Source organism: Legionella jamestowniensis (assembly GCF_001467745.1).
In the GTDB taxonomy this organism is placed as follows: domain Bacteria; phylum Pseudomonadota; class Gammaproteobacteria; order Legionellales; family Legionellaceae; genus Tatlockia; species Tatlockia jamestowniensis.
Genome location: NZ_LNYG01000013.1, coordinates 1169392 through 1189639 on the forward strand (window position 1 = coordinate 1169392; position 20248 = coordinate 1189639).

The window sequence follows — 20248 nt, forward strand, 5'->3', positions numbered from 1 at the left end:
TGCTATTTGTGTAAAAATTACGCTTTCTTTAAAAATTTAAGACGTTTTATGATATCCTTGTGATTTTTTTAACCTATTAAACATTTCGTCAATGATTTAATAGGAATTAGCAAGGATAAGGATTCATATGACTTCCAGTCTCGTTGATACCGATGACTTTATTTTTCACAAACTACCTATTGATCTAATATTTTATTTAGCCAGTAATTATCTGGACTACTCCAATGCTATCAATTTTTTTGAAGTTCTAATTTTAAAGAGTTTTAAATTGCAGGATAGCATTAAGTTAATTAGCAACTATGCTACAACCTATCATTCTGACCGCCGCTTCACGCTTTACCGACAACAATTGCCGGCACAAATTGTAGCTGGAACGCACACCAGTTTTTACTTTTCCCCTATGAAGGGTTGGTATGTTTGGGGCAGCAATCCTTTTCCTTGTAATGTAGACAATGCATTAATTTCAAAACCACAACCTTTAAGATTCCCCCCACAAAATGCTTTTTCAATGCGACAAATAAGAATGATCGCAAACCGCAATTGTCGTACATTTTTTTTGACAACAGTCGGTATTTATATGACAGACCCTCAAACACCGCTCCAACCCTTAAATTTTACTTCGGCGTTAATGAAGGACGAAAAAATTGTACAGATTGCTTTGGGTGCTAATCATGCGCTGGCACTTAGCAATAAAGGAAAGGTATACAGCTGGGGGGACAACACATTAGGACAATTGGGGTTAGGTGATCTGATTAAAAGTTGTGACGCGTTTACACTTATTCCCACGCTAGAAGACAAGATAATTACCAACGTTTTTACTGGGGACTGTCAATCATTTTGTCTTACTGCAGAGAAGGAAGTTTATGCCTTTGGTGCTAATATGGAGGGGCAATTAGGTTTAAATAGTGATATCACCAAGCATTTCATCCCACGGCGTATTCGTATTGATATTCTGTCAACTATAAAAGTTAAAGGGATAGCTAGCAGCTCAGACCATACGTTATTTTTAACAGAAGAAGGTCAGGTTTACAGTTGTGGTAGCAATTATGGTGCAAAATTAGGGATAAGTACTGGCGCATTCAGGGAGGTGAAATCATACAAGCCAATTCTTATCAAGAAATTGCAAAATTTAGTAATAGATAAAATCGCTGCAGGAAAAAATCACTCGCTTTGTGTGACAGCCACTGGCCAACTCTATGGTTTTGGCTCCAATGTATGCGATCAATTATCTTCTGAAAACATTAAATTCATAAGAGCCCCCTTACCTCTCAATAGTTTTGCGGACAAGATTATTACCGAGATTTCCGTCGGAAGAAACCATGCGCTTTGTCTGGATAAAGAGGGGAACTTATATAGTTTTGGCGACAGTACAGGAGGAGTGTTAGGTCGTGATGCCTGTGCGGAATCTAAAGAAGTGATTTTAAAATCTACTTCTTTAGCAGAAAACCCCAAGGCCAAAATTCTTTGACGAGAAAGTCTGGAAATGAATTTACCTGACATTAAACTTCCATGGATACCGCGTGTAAACGCGGTAAGTAGCGCCTATTAATTAATCTTGAGACTGGGATTGATTACTTTTTCTATTTTTATTTTTCCATTCCACATCAATCGTGCCAACTTCCAATCCTTCCAGTTTCGTATCTACCGCGACACGATTATCAAATACAAAACAAGTGCCTTCCCATAAAGAATCTTCTTCAGGCATTTTTTCCAAATAATTTAAAATCCCGCCATTGAGTTGGAAAACCTGGTCAAAGCCAATTTTTTTCAGGTATGCGGTTGATTTTTCACAACGAATACCGCCCGTACAAAACATGGCAATTTTTTTATCTTTATGCTGGCTTAGGTTTTTTTCCACGTAATCGGGAAAGTCACGAAAATTTTCTGTTTCGGGATTAATAGCTCCCTTGAATGTACCTAACTTGACTTCATAGTCATTTCTAGTGTCAATCACTAAAACATTTGGATCAGAAATCAATTTATTCCATTCCTGCGGGTCTACGTGTGTGCCATGAATGGCCTTGGGGTCTATATTAGGAACCCCTAAGGTTACAATTTCCTTACGCAATTTTACTTTAGACTTATCAAAGGGATTATAATCGCTATAGCTAATTTTAAAGGTTAAATCGCTTAATCCGTTGTATTGTCGTAGAAATTCTGTAAAAAATGACAAATTAGCCGATTCACCGCAAATGGTTCCATTAATACCTTCCGCTGCCAGAATAATAGTTCCTTTGATTTCCTTTTCTTTCATCAAAGCCAAGAGGGGCTCTTTTGTTAATTCATAGTCGGGGAAAGGAGTAAATTTGTAAAAAGCAGCTACGACATATTTCATTTTTTTACCTAACTTAATGATTAAATTCGCTAAAAACAGGAGATAAAAAAATTCCTATCCTTGGAAACCCATTTTTAAAAATTAATACTGTGAATTTTATCATAGTTGTGATAAGGCTGCGAATATACAAGACAATAATCAAAGAAATTATTCGCTTTACCCTGACTTCATTACTATTCTTAACTTTCTTGTTTGATTCCTGGAATATTAATCAGCCATTGTGTATATTTTGATCATAGGGGTTTTTTTTATCCCCTTGTCTTAACCTGGCATTTAAGGACGGTCATTATGTCTGAAAAGCAACAACGCACCGCAACCAGCACGCGGGAAAAAATGCTGAATCGCTACGGCGATGGTCTTCATCACAAACATAATAAAAATCATCAACCCTACCGAAAACACTGCAGATCACACCCAGCCCAACTTAATGGGCATACACCGCAAAATGAAGAAAATGAAAATACGTCCACGGGTCTAGTTCGCGCTTTTAAATTAAGAAAAATGCGTAAACGACTGGATAAAGGTCGCTTCCATTGATAAAGTAATGTAATCCTCCAGGTTAGCCACTTCCTGGATTGGAAGCAGCACGCAGTGGTCTGAGATTTTTTTGCTCAGACCACAACTTAAGTTTTCTCGCATCTGTACGTATCAAGCCAGTACCCGTATTGCTGAATTGTTTTCAATAAAGGATTGTTGATGAAAATAGTAGTTTTGGGCGCCACAGGATTTGTCGGTACCTGGGTAACAAATGCATTAATAGAAGCAGGCTACGAGGTTTATTGCGCTGTTAGAGACAAGGAAGCAACAAAACAAAAATTTCCTCAGGCCAAAATTATCTATTGTGATTTTCTCAAAACAACAACCGTCTCGCATTGGCAAGAGCAATTAAAAGATATTGATATTTTAATTAACTGTGTGGGTATTTTTTACCATCATGATAAAAAATTGATATGGAAAGTTCACTATGAAACTCCAAAAATCGTATTTGCAGCTGCAGAAAACGCACAGGTAAAAAAGATTATTCATCTTTCTGCATTGGGCATTGATCGCTACGACACAGTATATGCTGACAGTAAACTAGCCACCGAGAAATTTCTACACTCATTAACTATTCCTTTCGTTATACTAAAACCCTCTTTTATCTATGGCCCCGGTAGCCGGGGTGGTATTTCGCTTATTCGAAGCCTTGCAGCCCTGCCCGGAGTTATTCCACTCCCCGAAGGGGGCACGCAAGAATTCCAGCCCATACGTATCAGCGATTTGGTGCAGGCCATTAAAAATTTGATTGAAATGGATAAACCCGGTCAGTCAACATTGGCTGCCGTGTCCGCCAAGAGGGTGAGTTTAAAAGAAATTATTTTTTACTTACGCCAATGGTTGGGATTGAAACCAGCAGTCTTTATAAAAATTCCCATGAGGTTAATTAAACTGGTAGCCTTATTAGGCAATTACATGCCCTATTCAACCGTTAATACAGCAGCCATCGCCATGCTGGCACAAGGTAATACAACAACCGAACAAGAAGCCCTTCGATTTCAAGAGGCAACACAGGTTATTCCAAATAATTTTGAAGAAGGACTTCATAAAATGCCCGTTTTCGAACAAGATCGCTGGCATGCAAAATTAATTTATCTGCGACCCTTATTGAGAATAAGTTTAGCCTTCATGTGGCTAATGAGTGCCTTAACCAGCAGCTTTTTTTATTCAAAACAAGCGTCTTACCAATTACTAGCAACAATCGGTATTACTGCAGTCTGGCAACCTTTATTCCTTTATGGGGCGTCTTTAATGAATGCCCTATTAGGGATTGGCTTGTTATTAAATTATAAAGTCAAGTTTAATTGCCTTATCCAGATAGGCTTAATTAGTATCTATACACTGATAATCAGTGTTGCATTACCCTATTTATGGCTAGAGCCTTTTGGGCCTGTGGTTAAAAATATACCCATCCTGAGCAGTATTTTTATATTAAATGCTTTAAGCACTGATAACTAAAACTATTCGTTATTATTAAAAAAATTTAAAACAGAAAGGTTAAGATTAAATTTTGTCATATATAAAACTAAATTAGGATGTACTAGTTGTCTTTAAGGGTGTAAGGCACTGTCCATTTGATTGTCTAAATAAGGTTTTAGCGAGACCTCTTCAAAGGGATCTTGAGCTTTTATCAGATTATAAGGCACTAATTGCGGGTCTTTACTGCCATGTAAGGATACATAGTTTTTTGCTCCACTTCCTGAAATATATTTACCAGTGTGATCAGTATCGTTCCGATAGGAAAAGTAAACACTATTTGGTATTTGTTTATCCGCAGGTGGTAGATTACTTGGACCTATGCCATGTTGTCGAAGTTTATCTTCAATTTGTTGTAACATTGAACTCCACTCTTCACTATTGATGTGTTTGTTTTTAAATTCATAGAGGGTAATTTGTTTATTCGATACCTTTTCCATTGATTTTTTCATTAAACTCTCATGGCTGAGTATTTTTGCAGAAACGTCATTTTCCATTAGAATGGGATATATCAATGTCCAAGCGAGAGAAACTTGAGTGGGGTCAACTGATAGATGTAATTTCCATCCCGTTTCTTGTTTTTTCTGGGCAAATAAAGAGCGTTTATCAAACTTACTTGCTCCCTCATTCTCTTTATTTCTATTTCTAGAATTAAAATAAATGTAAGCACCTATCGCATACAAAAAATAGTTATTTATTGTTTTTCCGAGATTAGATTTTAAACTCTCATATTGGAGTTTCTCTTTTGAAGACTCCATGCTTTCAGAAAAACCAGGAGGGGAGGTGTTATTGGGTTGAAAAAATTGATTCGTACTAGAGGTAGCAATCTCTTTTAAATTTCTAACAGCTTTCCTTTTCTGTAACGAGGGCTTCGTTGAATGAGGTGGTTTTGGATTTGGCATGAACAGCAAACTCAGCTAAACACATGTTATTTAATTATAGCGAGCTTTCCGCTCATTTGTTGAACATAATTTAGTTCTTAAACTTGAGCCTGCCTTCACTGTTTCTTAGGTAAAAAACAAGCGCAAATTCAAAGTTTAGAGACATAACCTTATGAGGAATGGACCAAAAGATCGGGCAAACAGAGAAATTGCTTCTGTTGTAATAGCTAAGCGTTGGAAAAAGATAATTAAGAATTAATGTGCTTCAATGAAGCATTATCAGATAAGTGATAATATTTCAATAATTTTACTACTCGCACTACGCCTCGAGTAGTCCGAGCGATAGTAATTACCCGCTCTGCCTGGTCGGGTGTTACATCACCCATCAGATAAACAATACGATCGGAGGTAACTACTTTAAATACATTAGGATTAATTGAAGAATCTGCAAAAATTCTGCTGCGTATTTTGGCGGTAATCCAACTGTCTATGACTGAATTACTTTCCTGGTTAGCGATATCCATTTGATTAAACAACCGGCGATAACCTGTTACTTTGCTAACACGAGCAATCGCTGCTTCGCGTAACGCCAAAGTAGGTACATGGCCTGCCAATAAAATATCGCCATTAAAAACAGCCACATCAATGGCACATCCTTTTTGCTCCAGTAATCTGTCAGGTCCGAACAATTCGTGGTGCACATTCGCGGACAGTGTATAATCGCTTACCTTTTTATAGACATTATGTCTATCATAAACGAGCATGGCACCAGTCCATACGTTGGAAAGGCACCCTGATAACAGCGTACTTAGCAACAAAACGAAAAAAACCTTCCCTTGCTTTTTCATACTGCCTTGGGCCAGTTAAACAATATATTGAAATACTTTTACTACTTTTCGCACACCATTAATTTGCCTGGCAACACTAACCGCCAAATCGGCCTGCTCATGGGTTACAATACCCATTAAGTAAACAACACCATTTTCAGTTACAATGCGGATGGAGCCTGATTCTAATCCTTTCTTTGTTAACATCAAGCTTCTTGTTTGGCTTGTTATCCATGTATCTTCAGTTCGCTGTGTAAGGGGGATTGGATAATCAACTGTTACTTCATTATAAACCCGCCGTACATTCGGTGTCTTTCGGGCAATTTTCTCAGCCATAATGCGTAAAGAAGCGGTTGGTGCCTGTCCCACCAGTAAAACAACCTGATTAAAACTGCTCACAAGAATACGTGAGTCCTCAAAACGAGAGTCAGTCACGATTTCTTTATGGATTAGATGGAATATACGCGCATCGCTTTCGATCGTTGACAGGCTACGTCTGTCATAAACAACAAGCCCTGCTGCCGCTCCTGCCACAACGACAGCGACGCAACTCGTTAATAATGCACTAATAAGCAAACAACTGATGGCACGAATTTTCATGGTTACCCCAACATTTGACCAAACAAAGACTGATCAATTAAATCGCAAAAACAATGTAAAATGAATAAATGTGTCTCACGTATTCGAGCTGCACTATCAGCTTGGACACGGAGCTCGATATCTTCCGGCCCCAAATGATTGGCAAGTAAGCCACCATCTCTGCCGCTAAGAGCGATAGTATCCATTCCTCGATCATTGGCTGCATTGACAGCCTGGAGAATGTTATCGGAATTGCCGCTGGTTGATAAAACAAGCAATAAATCACCCTCTTGTCCCAGAGCCTGAATCTGACGTGCAAAAACCTGATCATAATGGCTATCACTTGCCACAGAAGTCAAACAGGAAATGTCTGTTGTTAAAGCAATAACAGGCAAGGAAGGGCGCTCAACCTCATAATGGTTAATCATTGCAGCTGAGAAATGAAGGCAATTGGCCGCTGAGCCTCCATTGCCGCATAAGAGAATTTTGCCATCGCTGAGTAAACAGTTAACCAATTTGGAGCCTGCTTTAGCAATTGATGCTGATAATGCATCGGCAACCGAAATTTGTGCTTCAATACTATTTCCAAATAGTTGCCTAATTCGTTCTTCCATCTGTGTCATCATTTATTTAACCTAATTAAAAATCAAGCCCAAAAGCATTTTTAATCCAATTGACTTGGGGTGTTTTACCTTCAAAACTTAAGACATCAAAACGCACAGGTTGCTTGTCTGTCAATTTATTGCTTAGCAAATAATGGGAAGCTGTTTTAATAATTTTTTGTCGCTTCCCGTAAGTGATGCTGGCAGCGGCTCCACCAAATGCTGCAGAAGAACGAGCCCTTACTTCAACAAACACGAGATAACCGCCATCACGCATAATTAAATCAATTTCACCCAGGCGGCATTGATAATTGCTGCTTATCCACTTTAAGCCCCGAGTCTCAAGGTAAACTTGCGCCTGTTGTTCAATTGCCAATCCTATCTTTCTTGTCGACATTTTTTCCTTAATGCGAGGTTTATCGTATTACTTATGAGTTTGCAGTCATAGCGACTGCTACTCCTCCTTTAAACCGCCCCCAAGCTGGGACACGAGCCACTTGCTGAGAACGGTTTAAATAAAGCACACCGCTTTTATCATGAATGCCCATGGCAGGAAAAAGCAGTAGCTGATTAAGCTGACTAGCCAAAGCAAAACTATCCATACCCAAGGCATAAAGCCGGTTATAACTGTTAAGTTGTTCAGGCCAATTCCTAGTACCCATTTGATGCTGAAATACCCAAGGCATGTCGCAGAAAATAATGCCATCCAAATCTTTATCTTTCATCGCATTAGTACTGCCGCTGTACACCGTTGAAGTGGCATAAACAGGGACATTACCAGCAAAATAATATTTAAGCAAAGGCATGATTTGGCGTGCTTTCGAAGGGTAAGCCAGTAAAAAAATCATGTCAAAATCCTGGCGGCGGCTAGGTGTTACCTGAATTCGCTGTCCTAATAATTGCTTAATTTTCTTTTCCCGGCCTTGGCTTTCTGTTACCTGTAAAAGACTTTGGATTGCCGCATTTAAATCACTATTATTTGCATAGCTAAATTTATCAGCGATCGCCCCGCCCAGACTGCGCCACTGCGCTATAAAGGCATCAGCGATCTCATCTCCCCAACTGCCGGCAGGATAAATAATTAATGCCCTCTTATGGCCACTTTTATTTGCTTCAATAGCCACCTGTTTCGCTTCATTGCTTGGCGACAAGCCAAAACGATAGGCATTGGCATCCAAATTTGTTTCCATATCATTTAGCAATAAAGTTGGTACTGGATGTTCCATCGCAGCAACACGTGCAACGTCTGCTTTGCTTAAAGGCCCTACTACATAATCAGCACCCTCATCCAGCGCTTGAAGATAGAGGGAAGAAACGTCTCCTTTTGCGGTGTCATAAAAACGAATATCAGCATTATTACCACTATTGTTGGCAGCAGCCATGAACCCATCGCGAATAGCGCCACCCGGGCCTGCCAAAGGACCACTTAAGGGGAGCAATAACGCCATACGCCGAGGTGTGCGATTTAAGTAAGGTTTAACCGCATCAAGGGAGGAAGGCAGGATGTTATTGGCTGGATGGGACGGATATTGGTCTTGCCATTCTTCAACTTGCGCTAAGATGCTATAACTACTACTTGCACTCTGTCTTGCGATGAGGGCCAATCTCATCCATCCTTGCATGTCTGAGCCCTCTTTCGCCTCGACAGCAAGCGTATTAAGTTCAGCCAAAGGTAATTTAGTTAGTGTCATCCATAAAATGCGACTGTTGTTGGCTCGAGCAGATGCATCAGGTAACAAACGTTCCAATTTAATACGTTCGGTAACTGCTTCGGTTGCATTGCCTACTGATTCATAAGCAGCGGCTAAAATGTCATGATACTGTACTTGATAAAAATCGGCTAAACTGTTAACGTCACCCACCCCAGAAAGCTTGGCAATCGCTGATTTGGGTTGCTGCCGCAACAGGTCTGTTTTCGCCAATAAAATATTTTTTTCTGACAGAAGCGCAGGAGGCAGGTAATCGCTGGTTTGGGCTAAAGTAGTTAGTCCCTCTTGCCACTGGCCATCATAAATTTGGCGACCAGCGGCCATGAGTAGCAACTGTTGTTGCTCCTCTCCCACCTGGTTTTTTGCCAGCGCAAGATAAGCTGACGCAGGTAGGCTATAGGGTGTGGTAGCCTGTTGATTCGCACGTTGCATCTGTGCCTGATTTTCAGCCACTTTGGTGCATTGTGAAAGCAATAAAGCCGCAGCCAGCAATAAGGTTATTTTTAATAGTGACTTTGCTAACATGAAGATAGTCCTAAACACAGGAACGCAATAGAATAAACTATGGTAAAAAGTTCAGCAACCACCCCAGGCACTCTTTATATCGTTGCAACCCCTATCGGTAATCGCGATGATATTAGTTTAAGAGCGCTAGAAACACTAAAGTCTGTTGACAGCATTCTTGCTGAAGACACCAGACATTCCTTGCAATTACTCACTGCTTTAGGTATTCAAAAACCATTGATGTCATTACATGCCCATAATGAAACAGAGAAAAGTCAACAAATTGTTGCTCTGTTAGAACAAGGTAAATCGCTTGCTTTAGTGAGTGATGCAGGAACGCCGTTGATTAGCGACCCTGGGTTTCCTCTGGTCAAATTGGCTCGTGAGAAAAAAATTGCGGTCATTCCTATTCCTGGTCCCTGCGCGTTGATAACAGCTTTAAGTGCTGCAGGAATTCCCTGTGACAGTTTTACTTTCATTGGTTTTTTACCTGCCAAAACCACAGCCAGAAAAAATAAATTGGCAGCACTCTCCACAAGCGAACATACCTTGGTTTTTTATGAGTCCACACATCGTATTTGCGATTGCATCGACGATATCATTGCTGTTTATGGCCCTGATTACGAGTTTGTTCTGGCCAAAGAATTAACGAAGGTCTTTGAACGCTTTGTGCAAGGCACGGCAGTTACCATAAAAAACTGGTTGCAAGAAGATGCAGCACATTGCAAAGGCGAATTTGTTCTCTTACTACCCCCCAAATTACAAGAAACCACCTCGTTGCAAGAAGAAGAAACCCTGAGTATTCTGCTAAAAGAATTGCCATTAAAACAAGCCGTTAAACTGGCAGCCTCATTAACCAAAGGAAATAAAAATGAGCTTTATAAAAAAGCGTTGGTGTTGCAAAACCGAACCTAGCAGTAGGGTTTTGCAAACTTTGCATAATACCTTCAGTTAAAGCGCGCTTTTAACCAGTAATCGCCCGAACGCAACGTACAGAAATGGGCCCGTCTTTAGGATCTTCATCCTGAAAATTTCCTCCCCCCACCGCAAAGAATTGATTCCACGCATTAGTAGGAAAATTAATAGAACTTTGCGTAGAACTCCAGTAAGGGCCAAAGAGGTTACCAATATTACCATTCTCTACCAAGTTGGTTTGCATGTTTTGCAAGGTAGGAGGATTGGGTGGAATGCCACAACCGGTGTTCTGGGCAGCATTATCATAGCCCATTTCACAAATCGCAGGTAAATACCAATCTGAGTATCCACCAATGGTTGCCTTACAAAGTCCTGCTGCATAAAACGATAGATTAACCGCCGGATTTGTTTGTGGTGGTGAATAATAGTTTACAATCACATTGGTATTGCAAGCCCCATTCAATGCACCGTTGCAGGCTTCTGGCGGGTTTATCGAGTTCTGATTGATTCCAGGTATAGGGTCAAATACAGGGTTACCCGCATTGTCTGAACTCCAAATTCTTCCATCTATGCCAAAGCTAGCCTGATTTGAAAGTGCGGCTACTTTTCCACCAATGCTTCCGGTATTTACAGTATTGTCATTAATAGCAAATACATAACCTGATTGGTACACACTACCATAGGTGAGGATATTAATAGTCGGCCGTACAGTATTGGTGTTACGCCCTGTAATAGCCAAGGTAATAGGGGTTGGATTTACATTACCAGGCGTGGCACTTGGTGTTGCGCCTGGAGTAATTCTTATAAAACAACGTCCGCCTGGTTCTAACGTGCCACAAGTCGCTGGAAAAATAGTCGTTCCAGCAGGCAAAGCAGGGGATATACGGTAGACCACATTGAATGCTGTTTCCGTACCCGTATTGGTAATAGTAATGATGCGCGAACGACCATTGGTTCTCAGTGCCAGTGTGGAAACACTACTTGATAGGGTAGTGTCCCCAGGGGCTGCAACAAGTTTAATATTGAGCACATGTTCTGCTTTTGGTTGATAACACTCTAAAGGATTCAATTTATCGCAAACCTTAGGGCCACCAAAGGTATCTCCCGAGAGAGAACGCCCTATAATGCGCAAAGTGAGTATACAGGATTGATGATAGGCTAAAGTAAAATTTGTTGGACAATTTCCTGCTGTCATAACTTGTTGAATGCCTGGAATGGGAACCATGCGCAAAGTATGCGTTCGTGTAGATTGATTGGTAACTTCATATTGCACAGTAATAGTGTCATCTGTTTCAACGGTTACTGAGGTGGGTGTACGGGGGAAAAAGGTCCACACCGGTTTCCCCGCTTGCAAAGTAGAAGCCAAAAATAAACTACCTGCACAAAGCCACAAATTATCAAGATTAAATTTCATAGAGCATCCTTACTTCAATAAATATTATGGAAATAAACAGCTAACTGTTTCCCTGACCAGGCCTTGTCTCGTTTTCTTTTTATGGTTACAAGTTATCTAACACTGAAAACCATCTAAGTTTCACAAAAGACATGTAGACATGCCCTATAATCAAATCGGCTTCTATTGTCTGCAAATATTGATTTCAGCTATTTTAAAGCATTAATCTTAAAAATTAACTATAGTATTTATAGAAGTGAGGACTTTATGTCTTGGCCGAAGAAGTTACGTTTTTTATTGCTTTACTTGGTGGTACCACTGCCGCTTTTAGGTTTTTGGGCAGGGGGCTTCTATAACTTTATAACCGTTGCCACCTTATTTGCACTCATTCCCATCATCGATTATGTCATAAAAGACTCCTACAATCCGGCTGCTACTGAAGAAACTCATTTATTGCAAGATCATTTTTTTATCAACGTCATCTTATTCTATGTCCCTTTACAAATCATTTTGTTGTTGGCGGGTATCTTTCTTATCAGCCATTATTCCTTACATTGGTATGAATGGCTTGGATTTACCTTATCGATTGGTTTAATCACCGGTGGTGGCGGTATTAACCTTGCCCATGAATTAATGCATAAAAATAATAATTTTCAACAAATGATGAGCAAAATATTATTAATAACCGTCTGCTATGGACATTTTTTCATTGAACATGTCAGAGGTCATCATGTAAAAGTTGCCACCCCAGAAGATCCTTCTTCTGCACGTTTTGGAGAAAGTCTTTATCGGTTTTTACCACGTACAATTATCGGTTCATTTAAATCCGCACTTCACTTGGAAAATAAGCGCTTAATGCAAAAAAAGCAGGCTTTTTTTAGCCATCACAATCAATTCTTATGGATTATCGGGGCACCTGCTACCATTGCCATTCTCTGTTTTCTTTATGGCGGGTGGGCGGCATTGCTTTTTTTTCTCGGACAAGCGGTCGTGGCTTTTGTGGTTTTAGAAATTGTTAATTACGTTGAACATTATGGGCTTGAACGCAAGAAATTAGCGAATGGACATTATGAATGTGTCTCCTATCGACATTCTTGGAATGCTAATCATTGGTTAAGTAATGCGTTGCTTTACCACTTACAAAGGCATTCGGATCACCATGCACACGGGGCTCGGCCTTATCAACTTCTTAAACATCATGATGAAAGCCCCCAACTACCTTCTGGCTATCTGGGAATGATTATTTTAGCGCTAATTCCGCCATTATGGTTTGCAATCATGGATAAAAGAGTACTCTCTTATAGAAAAGAAAATTGCCTCAACCGACCTAGACAATAAAACGTTAGTCTTGCAAGTTATTTACGCCAGGCTCTATGTTTTGTAATCCATAAATCCGTAATAAATTTAAAAATAACCACAAGATCATAAAGCAAAAGGAAGTATCGCAAAGGGGAGGTTAGAAGGCTTTTAAAAAACATTTTTATTCGTTCGCCTTTTGTACTCATTGCAACAAGCAAACTGGAAATTAATGACTCAAAAATAAAAGTTAATAAAAAAACCTCCCACCAGCCAAAAATAATAAACAATAAAAAAATGGTAGGAAATAAAATTTTTTCAACGGTGTTGGTGAAAATAAACCAGCCAATAGGGCGACCAAATTTTCTAGTAATATCCACACCAAAGCTTTGTCGATACTGTTCCTTAATTTTCCTTCTGGCTTTAAACTCTTCTTCGTTTTTTCTATTACGAATTTTATATATCAATTTATTAATTACTTTAAAAGGGGTAGAAACCAAGTAATTAAAATAATAGACACTTTGAAGAAAAGCTGACGACCATAAAAACACTTGAAAGGGTAAACGTTGAATATAGGGCTCTAAAGTGCAGGCTGAAACGTCGAGTAACTGGATGTTTCGATAGCCTTCGTTAGTAAATGCAAATCCTATGTAGATATCCTCTGAAGTCGTTAAATCATTGCCTAACGTTTCTCTCGCGCTTAGGAAAATATCCTTGATATATTTTCTTCTATAAGCAACAGCACAACCCACAGGATTAATAATAGTGCCAAAGAAAATCATTTCGGCGTGATAGATGAATTTTTGCAAAAATTTATACATTACATCGCGGTAAAGGTTAGTGATAAATCGTGCAAAACGTTGTAAATTAGTATTTCTTTTGTAATAACCAGCCTGAGGATAACATTTAAAATGGTCTTTTAAGGCATTTCCCACTTTTTCATCAGCAAGTAATTTGCTGCGATCTTTTTCTTTTAGCGGGTAAATTATTCCGCAAGCAGAAGCAATACCAACCCCTTTATAGAGCTCTTCTACCAGCCGTTCAAGATAGTTTTCAGAAACCAGGATGGTATCACTATCCAGAACAAACTCTACATCGGCATCACTTTCATAGGCACCTTTTTCGATACTCGGTGTTTTTCCAATACTCTTTTCTCTTCTTATAATGCTCACATTCGTTAAATTTAATCTTTTGCAGATATCTTCAGCAAATACTTTGGTATTGTCTAAACTGCCATCATCAATCACAAAAATATGGCGAGGCTTTAACGTTTGGCGTGCCAGTGAAGCAATGCACAAATCTATTTCTGCTTCGGCATTATAGGCTGGGATGATAGCATCCACCACTGCATCGCGCCAATTTTCTGCCGGTGTGGGAGTGGTTTTGTCACGCCCATAGATCAAACCAATAATACTTGTGACAATGGTAGGACCTATTAGGAAATAAGATAAAGTTGCCATTATTTATAAATTCCAATAGTGCAAATTGCCTAAATTTTTGTTCTCTTCAATGAACAAATTAGGAATGTCCATTATTAAACCAGTTGGCTTAAGCTTGTTAACAAATTGCTGAAAACCTTTCTTGCGATAAAAATCATGCTGCACGATGATAATCGCAACGGAAATATCTTGCATATCTTCAAATTCAATTAAATCCAGTTGGTATTTTTCCTTGACAATTTTTTTATTAGCCCAAGGATCATGGGCAATATAATTAAAGCCATATCCTTTAAGTTCTTTAATGAGTTTAAAAGCAAGACTGTTGCGAATATCCGGGACATTTTCTTTATAAGTCACACCAAACAAGCCGATTTTTATTGTTTCGAAACTAATATTTTTTTTGATGAGTATTTTATTCATTTCATGGATGATAAATTGCGTCATGCCGTCATTAACTTGGCGGGCAGCTAATATGATTTTAGGTTCAACACCATGCCTTTTTGCTTTAAATGCTAAATATTGCGGATCAATAGCAATACAGTGGCCGCCAACAAACCCTGGCTTAAACGGTATGAAACTCCATTTTGTTTTTGCTCCCTCGAGAATTTCATGGGTATCTAAATCAAGGGCATGCATGATTTGTGCGAATTCATTCATAAAGGCAATATTGATATCTCGTTGTGTGTTTTCCAGCACCTTTACTGCTTCTGCTGTTTTTATAGTTGAAACGGTATAAACTGTGTCACAAATTAAATGGTAAGCTGCTTTGACTTCTTGAAGCGTAGATTCATTTTGAGCGGAAATAACTTTAGGAATATTCCGTAAGTCATGTTCTGTGTCCCCGGGACTTATTCTTTCAGGTGAATAGCCAACATTAAAATCCTGACCACAGCGCAGATGGCTTACTTCCTCCAAAATAGGAATGCAAACCTCCTCTGTTGTGCCGGGATAGACAGTAGACTCAAAAACAACAATGTCTCCCTTTTTGAGGACTTCACCTAAACTTCTTGTTGCATTAATCAAAGGCTCTAAATTAGGAAGCTCATAAAAATAAGCGGGGGTAGAAACAGCTACTATGTAAAAATTAGCTGCTTTTATTAATTCAATGTCATTGGTTAACTTAAGTTTGCTATTTTTTAACCTGTCAGAAGAGATGAGATGATTTCTATCCTGGTTTTGCTGTAATTCTGCGATTCTATGTTTTGAAATATCATATCCATAAGTTTCTTTACTGTCCGCTAAAGAAATTGCCAACTCTAGTCCAACATAGCCTAAGCCTATTACCGCAAACGTTTTCATAACACCCTTCCTTGTGTTCCATACTAACTATGATAGCTTATCCTTTCCATTCAACAATGATCGCTTACTTTTTTATTAAGAGCAGTCAAAGTATGTATCGTTTCTTCTAAAGAAAACTTGTGTTTAAAGTCAATATAATGAAATAACCTGTCTAAGTCCGGTCTTCTTCTTTGAATATCAATATAATTTTTTCCATACGCTTTTAAATAGGAAATATGCTGAATGTCTCCCTTAGGGTTTACAATATTTTTTACTAATTCAGCCAGTTTGTTGATGCTGATTTCTCGGTTATTACCCACATTAATAATTTTACCAAATGCTTTTTTACTGTTCATGAGTAAATCCAGCATGACCACCGTATCACGTACATCACAAAATGAGCGCGTTTGTTCACCTGAACCAAATACGGTAATTGGCTGCTTCAACATCGCCTGATTGACGAAATTAGGGACCACCATACCATAACGGCCTGTTTGTCTTGGACCAATGGTATTAAATAGGCGGGCGATGATGACTGGAACATGAAATTTTTTGTAGTAAGCCAATCCCATTGCCTCATTAGCTAATTTGCTAATGGCATAGTTCCAACGGTTTTCAGCAGCAGTTTCAATAATAATGTTATCCTCTTCTGCAAGGGGCAATTTGTTATTTGGACCATAAACTTCAGCACTTGAAGCCAGTAATACTTGCGCTTTCCAATTGGTCTTTGAGACTGCTTTTAATATGTTTTCACAACCTGCAATATTTACCGATAGAACCTTTTCTGGTTCTTGAATAACCTTATAGACGCCGACTATGGCAGCCATGTGATAGATGCGATCGGCCCACGACACAAATTTTTCAATCTCTGGCCAGGTAATAATATTATCTTTAATAAAATGAAAGTTAGGATTAGAAAAAAATTGTTTAATATTACTTTCCACGCCCGAGCTTAAGTCATCAATACCACATACTGTATCACCTTTGTCTAAATGGTATTCAACAAGATGGGAACCTATGAAACCCGCAGCACCGGTAATTAATATTCGCATAGAAGCTAATATCCTTATAATTTTTTTTAAGTTTTATTATAGTGTAGTTGGATTTTTTAAATATTTGTGCTGAAATTTGCAGCATTATAGGAGGGTATAACCTTCTTGCACCTAAAAACGCCGTGTGAGAATTAAGCCGGTAGACCATGCATGATAATTGCCCGTGGGATTGTTTCTAAGGGTATAGCCACCTTTAAGCCGGAGTTGCCAGTCTTTATAAAGTCCCCAAAATGCTTGGAATGCTACATCCTCTTCATAGTAGTAATGGGGAAAGGTTTCATCCTTTTGCATGCCGAACCCACCCGATAGACTATAACCAACATTCTCGGATTGCACATAGTAAGCTTCAATGGTTCCTTCATAACCATTGAAATCAAGGGGATCATAATAGCCATTCCCCAATCGCTTTTTGTATTGCCAAATATCAGCATTAAGACCCACAGTGACTTTCCAGCGTTCAGAACCAAAAATTCTAGCTTTTGGCCAAATATTATAGTGCCAGTAGCTGTTGGTATCACTTAGCTCAGAATAAGAAACCAATAGGTTTAAATACTTTTGAATGAATGGCTGCCATTCCAGATAAACACCATTACGAGCTTCCATAATTTGTAAAGAGATGGAGCGAGGAGATTGGGGTACAAGGTAGGGTCGGTATAAATTACGCAAGCTTGTAAAAGTAAACTTAGCTGTTTCCCCTACATTAGGATTGAAGTTTAACTCATAAATTCCGTGGTTATTTTCATTTTGCACTTTCACGCCACCCGCGAAGGCAGATAAATTAAATAACGATTGAACCTGGGTAGCAAAACCAACCATGGCGCTTTCATCAAAAATGGAATGGTTTCCATTATAAGTTTCTAAACCGCTTCCAATCGCCGCAGTAGCCCGCTCATAAAGCCCACGAAATAATATACTGGTCGTTGGCGTCAGAAAATATTGAGCCGTTAAAGGGATGCTTAAAATTCTAGTAGTATCCGATGCGGAAATATATTCTGTCCCAAGGTTCGCATTGGTTCTTAACGGTGTCAGAATGATATTGTTTAAACTTTTTACTTGTTTTTCATCTGGATATAGCTTGTTAATTTTTTGTAAATAGTAAAGCGCATGATTGATTTGAAATCCTTTGACTAAGGCAGAAACTTGTGTTGTTAACAAATATAAATCGTCAGGATCTTTTTCAAGCAAAGGCCTGTTAATAGCCAGAGCTGATTTGTATCTTTCGGCTAACGCCAGGAAGCGGGCTTGTTTGGTTAAATAATCGGTGGTAAATCCTTTTAGGTGCCTGTACTGAGCTAGTGCACTGCAGGCACAAAGGTAATTTTCTGTCCATGATAATACCTCGGCATAATGAAGCCACCCTTCTGCAACTTTAGGATAAAGCTTGAGAAGTTTTTGATAAGCGCAGATAGCATCATCCGTTCTGCCTTGCCATCGTAATGCATGAGCCAATAGTAACATGGCTTCTTGATCGTCTGGTTTTAACAGCAGGATTCTTGCATAACTCTCCTCCATTTGAAATTTATCACCAGCCCAGGCTGCTAATTTACCTTTAGCCCTTAAATACTCAAGATTAACAGGATCGATGGCTAAAGCCTGGTTAATGGCCAGCAATGCTAACTGGGGTTTATCGGCCGTAGCATAAATTTCAGAAAGCATTTTATATAAACGAGAGTCATTGGGTTTAATTTTAATGGCTTTCTTTATAGCATCTATTGCCTGATTGTAATTGCCTACACTGGCAAAGTTATTGGCCTCAGCAACTAATTGTTCCGCAGGACTAAGTGCTCGGGATTCCCCCATTGCCATTTCCTGATGATCCAACCATTTAAGTCCGGCAATAGCCTCCTTATTGCCGGGAGACAAAACTAAAATCTTTTGATAAGTTTCTTTAGCTAATTTGCTATTTTTTACCCAGTTTGCATACCTTGCCTTTGTTTGTAACAAGCTAATGTGGTTAGGTTCAATCTCCAGGGCCTTGTTAATCGCATTCAGGGCATTCTGAGGGTTTTTAGCAGCGGCATAAGTTTGCGCCAACTCTTGATATAACGTGACATGTTTCGGATTTAATGAGATCGCTTGCTCGTAAACATTAATGGCTTGCTGATACTGATGTTCTTGATTGTATAGATTGCCAATTTGTCTCAAAAGATTGATTTTTTCATTATCGTCTTGGCTGAGTGCCAGAATTTTTTGCTGGGTTTCAATAGCTAATTTATTATTTTTTACCCATGTTGCGAGCGTCGCTTGGGAGCGCAGATAATCCACATTATCAGGCTCTAATTCCAAGGCTCTATTAATAGCTTGCATTGCTTTATAAGGTTCTTCTGCAGCAGCATAAGTTTGGGATAAATCTTGATAGAGGGCGGCGTTACCGGGATAGAGCTGTATGGCTTGTATATAAATTTTTATCGCCTCGTTATAATTGTGCGCTTGATTTTGAAGATTTCCTAGTTGTTTTAAAATCATAAGGCGATCCACTGTAGTTGCATTGCCATGCAAAGCAGATAATTCCAGTAGTTTTTGATAAGTTTCTACGGCAAGCTGATTTTTTTGCAGTAGGCTTTCCAAGCCAGCTTTTAACTGTAAAAGTTCTACATTATCAGCATCTAATTGCAATGCTTTGTTCGTGGTATTTAAGGCTTTATCAAAGTCCTTTGCAGCAGCATACACCTGGGCAAGCTCTTGATATAATTTGGGATTATCAGGATTTAAAAGAATACCTTGGTTATAGCTTTTTATGGCTTCCTGATAATTTTGCAACTGGGCCTGCAAACGTGCAATTTCGATGAAGGTCTCTTTCTTGTTAATAGTGATGTTCTCGGTTTTACTAAGCTGTAAAATTTTTTGATAGCTTTCTAAAGCTACTGCAGACTCTTTATTCCAATTGGCAATTTTTACCTTAGCAAGCAAATAATCCACATTGTTAGGACTTAATCTCACGGCCTTATCAACTTCAATCAGGGCTTCTTCGGGTTGATTTGCTTCAGCATAAACTTCAGAGAGGGCTTTATGTAATTTAGAATCATCAGGTTTTATTCGTATAGCATGTTTATAGGCATTAATGGCAAGCGGGTAATTTTTGATATGATGTTCTATTTGTGCAACTCTTAGCCACAAATCGAGATTGTTCGGATTATTTAATAATAATTGGGTATAAATGGAAATCGCCTTTTCCCAATCACCTTTCATTTCAGCCTGTAGCCCTTCGTTTGGTATCGCTGAGCCTTGGGAAAAAGCAGGGTAATTTGCAATCAAAATGATAGATAAACTTACATATAGCAAAATCCGTAATAGCATGTAATTATCCTGAAATTATCTAAATGAAATGCTTTGTTTTTGCGCGTTAAAATCTAATCTTACTTGATTAATTGTAATTTTTATACTTATGATTGATTGAGTGGCAGTAATAAAAAAATATTACTCAA

General features: G+C 38.9%; 17 protein-coding genes. 5 read left to right on the forward strand and 12 right to left on the reverse strand.

The features are described from left to right. Positions 1-127 precede the first annotated feature (127 nt). Positions 128-1468: an RCC1 domain-containing protein gene (locus Ljam_RS09440; RefSeq protein ID WP_058449786.1), complete on the forward strand. Its 1341-nt coding sequence runs from the start codon at positions 128-130 to the stop codon at positions 1466-1468. Positions 1469-1549: 81 nt separating this feature from the next. Here the strand turns inward: Ljam_RS09440 and trhO are convergent, their stop codons facing one another. Beyond that, positions 1550-2335, reverse strand: coding sequence for an oxygen-dependent tRNA uridine(34) hydroxylase TrhO (gene trhO, locus Ljam_RS09445; RefSeq protein ID WP_058449787.1), 786 nt, complete (start codon positions 2333-2335; stop codon positions 1550-1552). 288 nt (positions 2336-2623) lie between these two features. Here trhO and Ljam_RS09450 point away from each other — a divergent pair, with 288 nt between their 5' ends. Both Ljam_RS09450 and Ljam_RS09455 read left to right on the forward strand, forming a co-directional pair. Further along, positions 2624-2872 (forward strand): hypothetical protein, encoded by a 249-nt coding sequence (locus tag Ljam_RS09450; RefSeq protein ID WP_058449788.1) that lies wholly within the window; start codon positions 2624-2626, stop codon positions 2870-2872. A 159-nt stretch (positions 2873-3031) separates the two neighbouring features. After that, positions 3032-4330, forward strand: a complete 1299-nt coding sequence (locus Ljam_RS09455) for an SDR family oxidoreductase (protein ID WP_058449789.1) — start codon at positions 3032-3034, stop codon at positions 4328-4330. A gap of 92 nt (positions 4331-4422) precedes the next feature. Here the strand turns inward: Ljam_RS09455 and Ljam_RS09460 are convergent, their stop codons facing one another. From Ljam_RS09460 to Ljam_RS09485, 6 genes are all read right to left on the reverse strand, one after another. Continuing rightward, entirely contained in the window at positions 4423-5250 is an 828-nt protein-coding gene (locus tag Ljam_RS09460) for a hypothetical protein (RefSeq protein WP_058449790.1), read from the reverse strand. A 227-nt stretch (positions 5251-5477) separates the two neighbouring features. After that, entirely contained in the window at positions 5478-6077 is a 600-nt protein-coding gene (locus Ljam_RS09465; RefSeq protein WP_058449791.1) for a BON domain-containing protein, read from the reverse strand. 15 nt (positions 6078-6092) lie between these two features. Continuing rightward, entirely contained in the window at positions 6093-6656 is a 564-nt protein-coding gene (locus tag Ljam_RS09470; protein WP_058449792.1) for a BON domain-containing protein, read from the reverse strand. A gap of 2 nt (positions 6657-6658) precedes the next feature. Beyond that, positions 6659-7258: a D-sedoheptulose-7-phosphate isomerase gene (locus Ljam_RS09475; RefSeq protein WP_058450782.1), complete on the reverse strand. Its 600-nt coding sequence runs from the start codon at positions 7256-7258 to the stop codon at positions 6659-6661. Positions 7259-7274: 16 nt separating this feature from the next. Then, a complete protein-coding gene (locus Ljam_RS09480) occupies positions 7275-7634 on the reverse strand; it encodes a YraN family protein (protein WP_058449793.1) in 360 nt (119 codons plus the stop codon). Positions 7635-7665: 31 nt separating this feature from the next. Then, positions 7666-9471: a penicillin-binding protein activator gene (locus Ljam_RS09485; protein ID WP_058449794.1), complete on the reverse strand. Its 1806-nt coding sequence runs from the start codon at positions 9469-9471 to the stop codon at positions 7666-7668. A 39-nt stretch (positions 9472-9510) separates the two neighbouring features. Between Ljam_RS09485 and rsmI the strand changes: the two genes are divergently transcribed. After that, a complete protein-coding gene (gene rsmI, locus Ljam_RS09490) occupies positions 9511-10365 on the forward strand; it encodes a 16S rRNA (cytidine(1402)-2'-O)-methyltransferase (protein ID WP_058449795.1) in 855 nt (284 codons plus the stop codon). Between the two features lie 49 nt (positions 10366-10414). Here rsmI and Ljam_RS09495 read toward each other — a convergent pair whose 3' ends face one another. Continuing rightward, positions 10415-11779 (reverse strand): Lcl C-terminal domain-containing protein, encoded by a 1365-nt coding sequence (locus tag Ljam_RS09495; RefSeq protein ID WP_058449796.1) that lies wholly within the window; start codon positions 11777-11779, stop codon positions 10415-10417. A 246-nt stretch (positions 11780-12025) separates the two neighbouring features. Between Ljam_RS09495 and Ljam_RS09500 the strand changes: the two genes are divergently transcribed. Beyond that, complete coding sequence (locus tag Ljam_RS09500; RefSeq protein ID WP_058449797.1) at positions 12026-13096, forward strand: alkane 1-monooxygenase; 1071 nt, start codon at positions 12026-12028, stop codon at positions 13094-13096. Positions 13097-13113: 17 nt separating this feature from the next. Here the strand turns inward: Ljam_RS09500 and Ljam_RS09505 are convergent, their stop codons facing one another. The 4 genes from Ljam_RS09505 to Ljam_RS09520 all read right to left on the reverse strand — a co-directional run bounded on the left by Ljam_RS09505 (position 13114) and on the right by Ljam_RS09520 (position 20120). Then, complete coding sequence (locus Ljam_RS09505) at positions 13114-14514, reverse strand: glycosyltransferase family 2 protein (RefSeq protein ID WP_058449798.1); 1401 nt, start codon at positions 14512-14514, stop codon at positions 13114-13116. A 3-nt stretch (positions 14515-14517) separates the two neighbouring features. After that, the gene (locus tag Ljam_RS09510) at positions 14518-15792 is read right to left on the reverse strand and encodes a nucleotide sugar dehydrogenase (RefSeq protein WP_058449799.1); all 1275 of its coding nucleotides are present in this window, start codon (positions 15790-15792) and stop codon (positions 14518-14520) included. Positions 15793-15842: 50 nt separating this feature from the next. Then, positions 15843-16823, reverse strand: a complete 981-nt coding sequence (locus Ljam_RS09515; protein ID WP_058449800.1) for a GDP-mannose 4,6-dehydratase — start codon at positions 16821-16823, stop codon at positions 15843-15845. Between the two features lie 111 nt (positions 16824-16934). Then, complete coding sequence (locus Ljam_RS09520) at positions 16935-20120, reverse strand: tetratricopeptide repeat protein (RefSeq protein ID WP_058449801.1); 3186 nt, start codon at positions 20118-20120, stop codon at positions 16935-16937. Positions 20121-20248 lie beyond the last annotated feature (128 nt).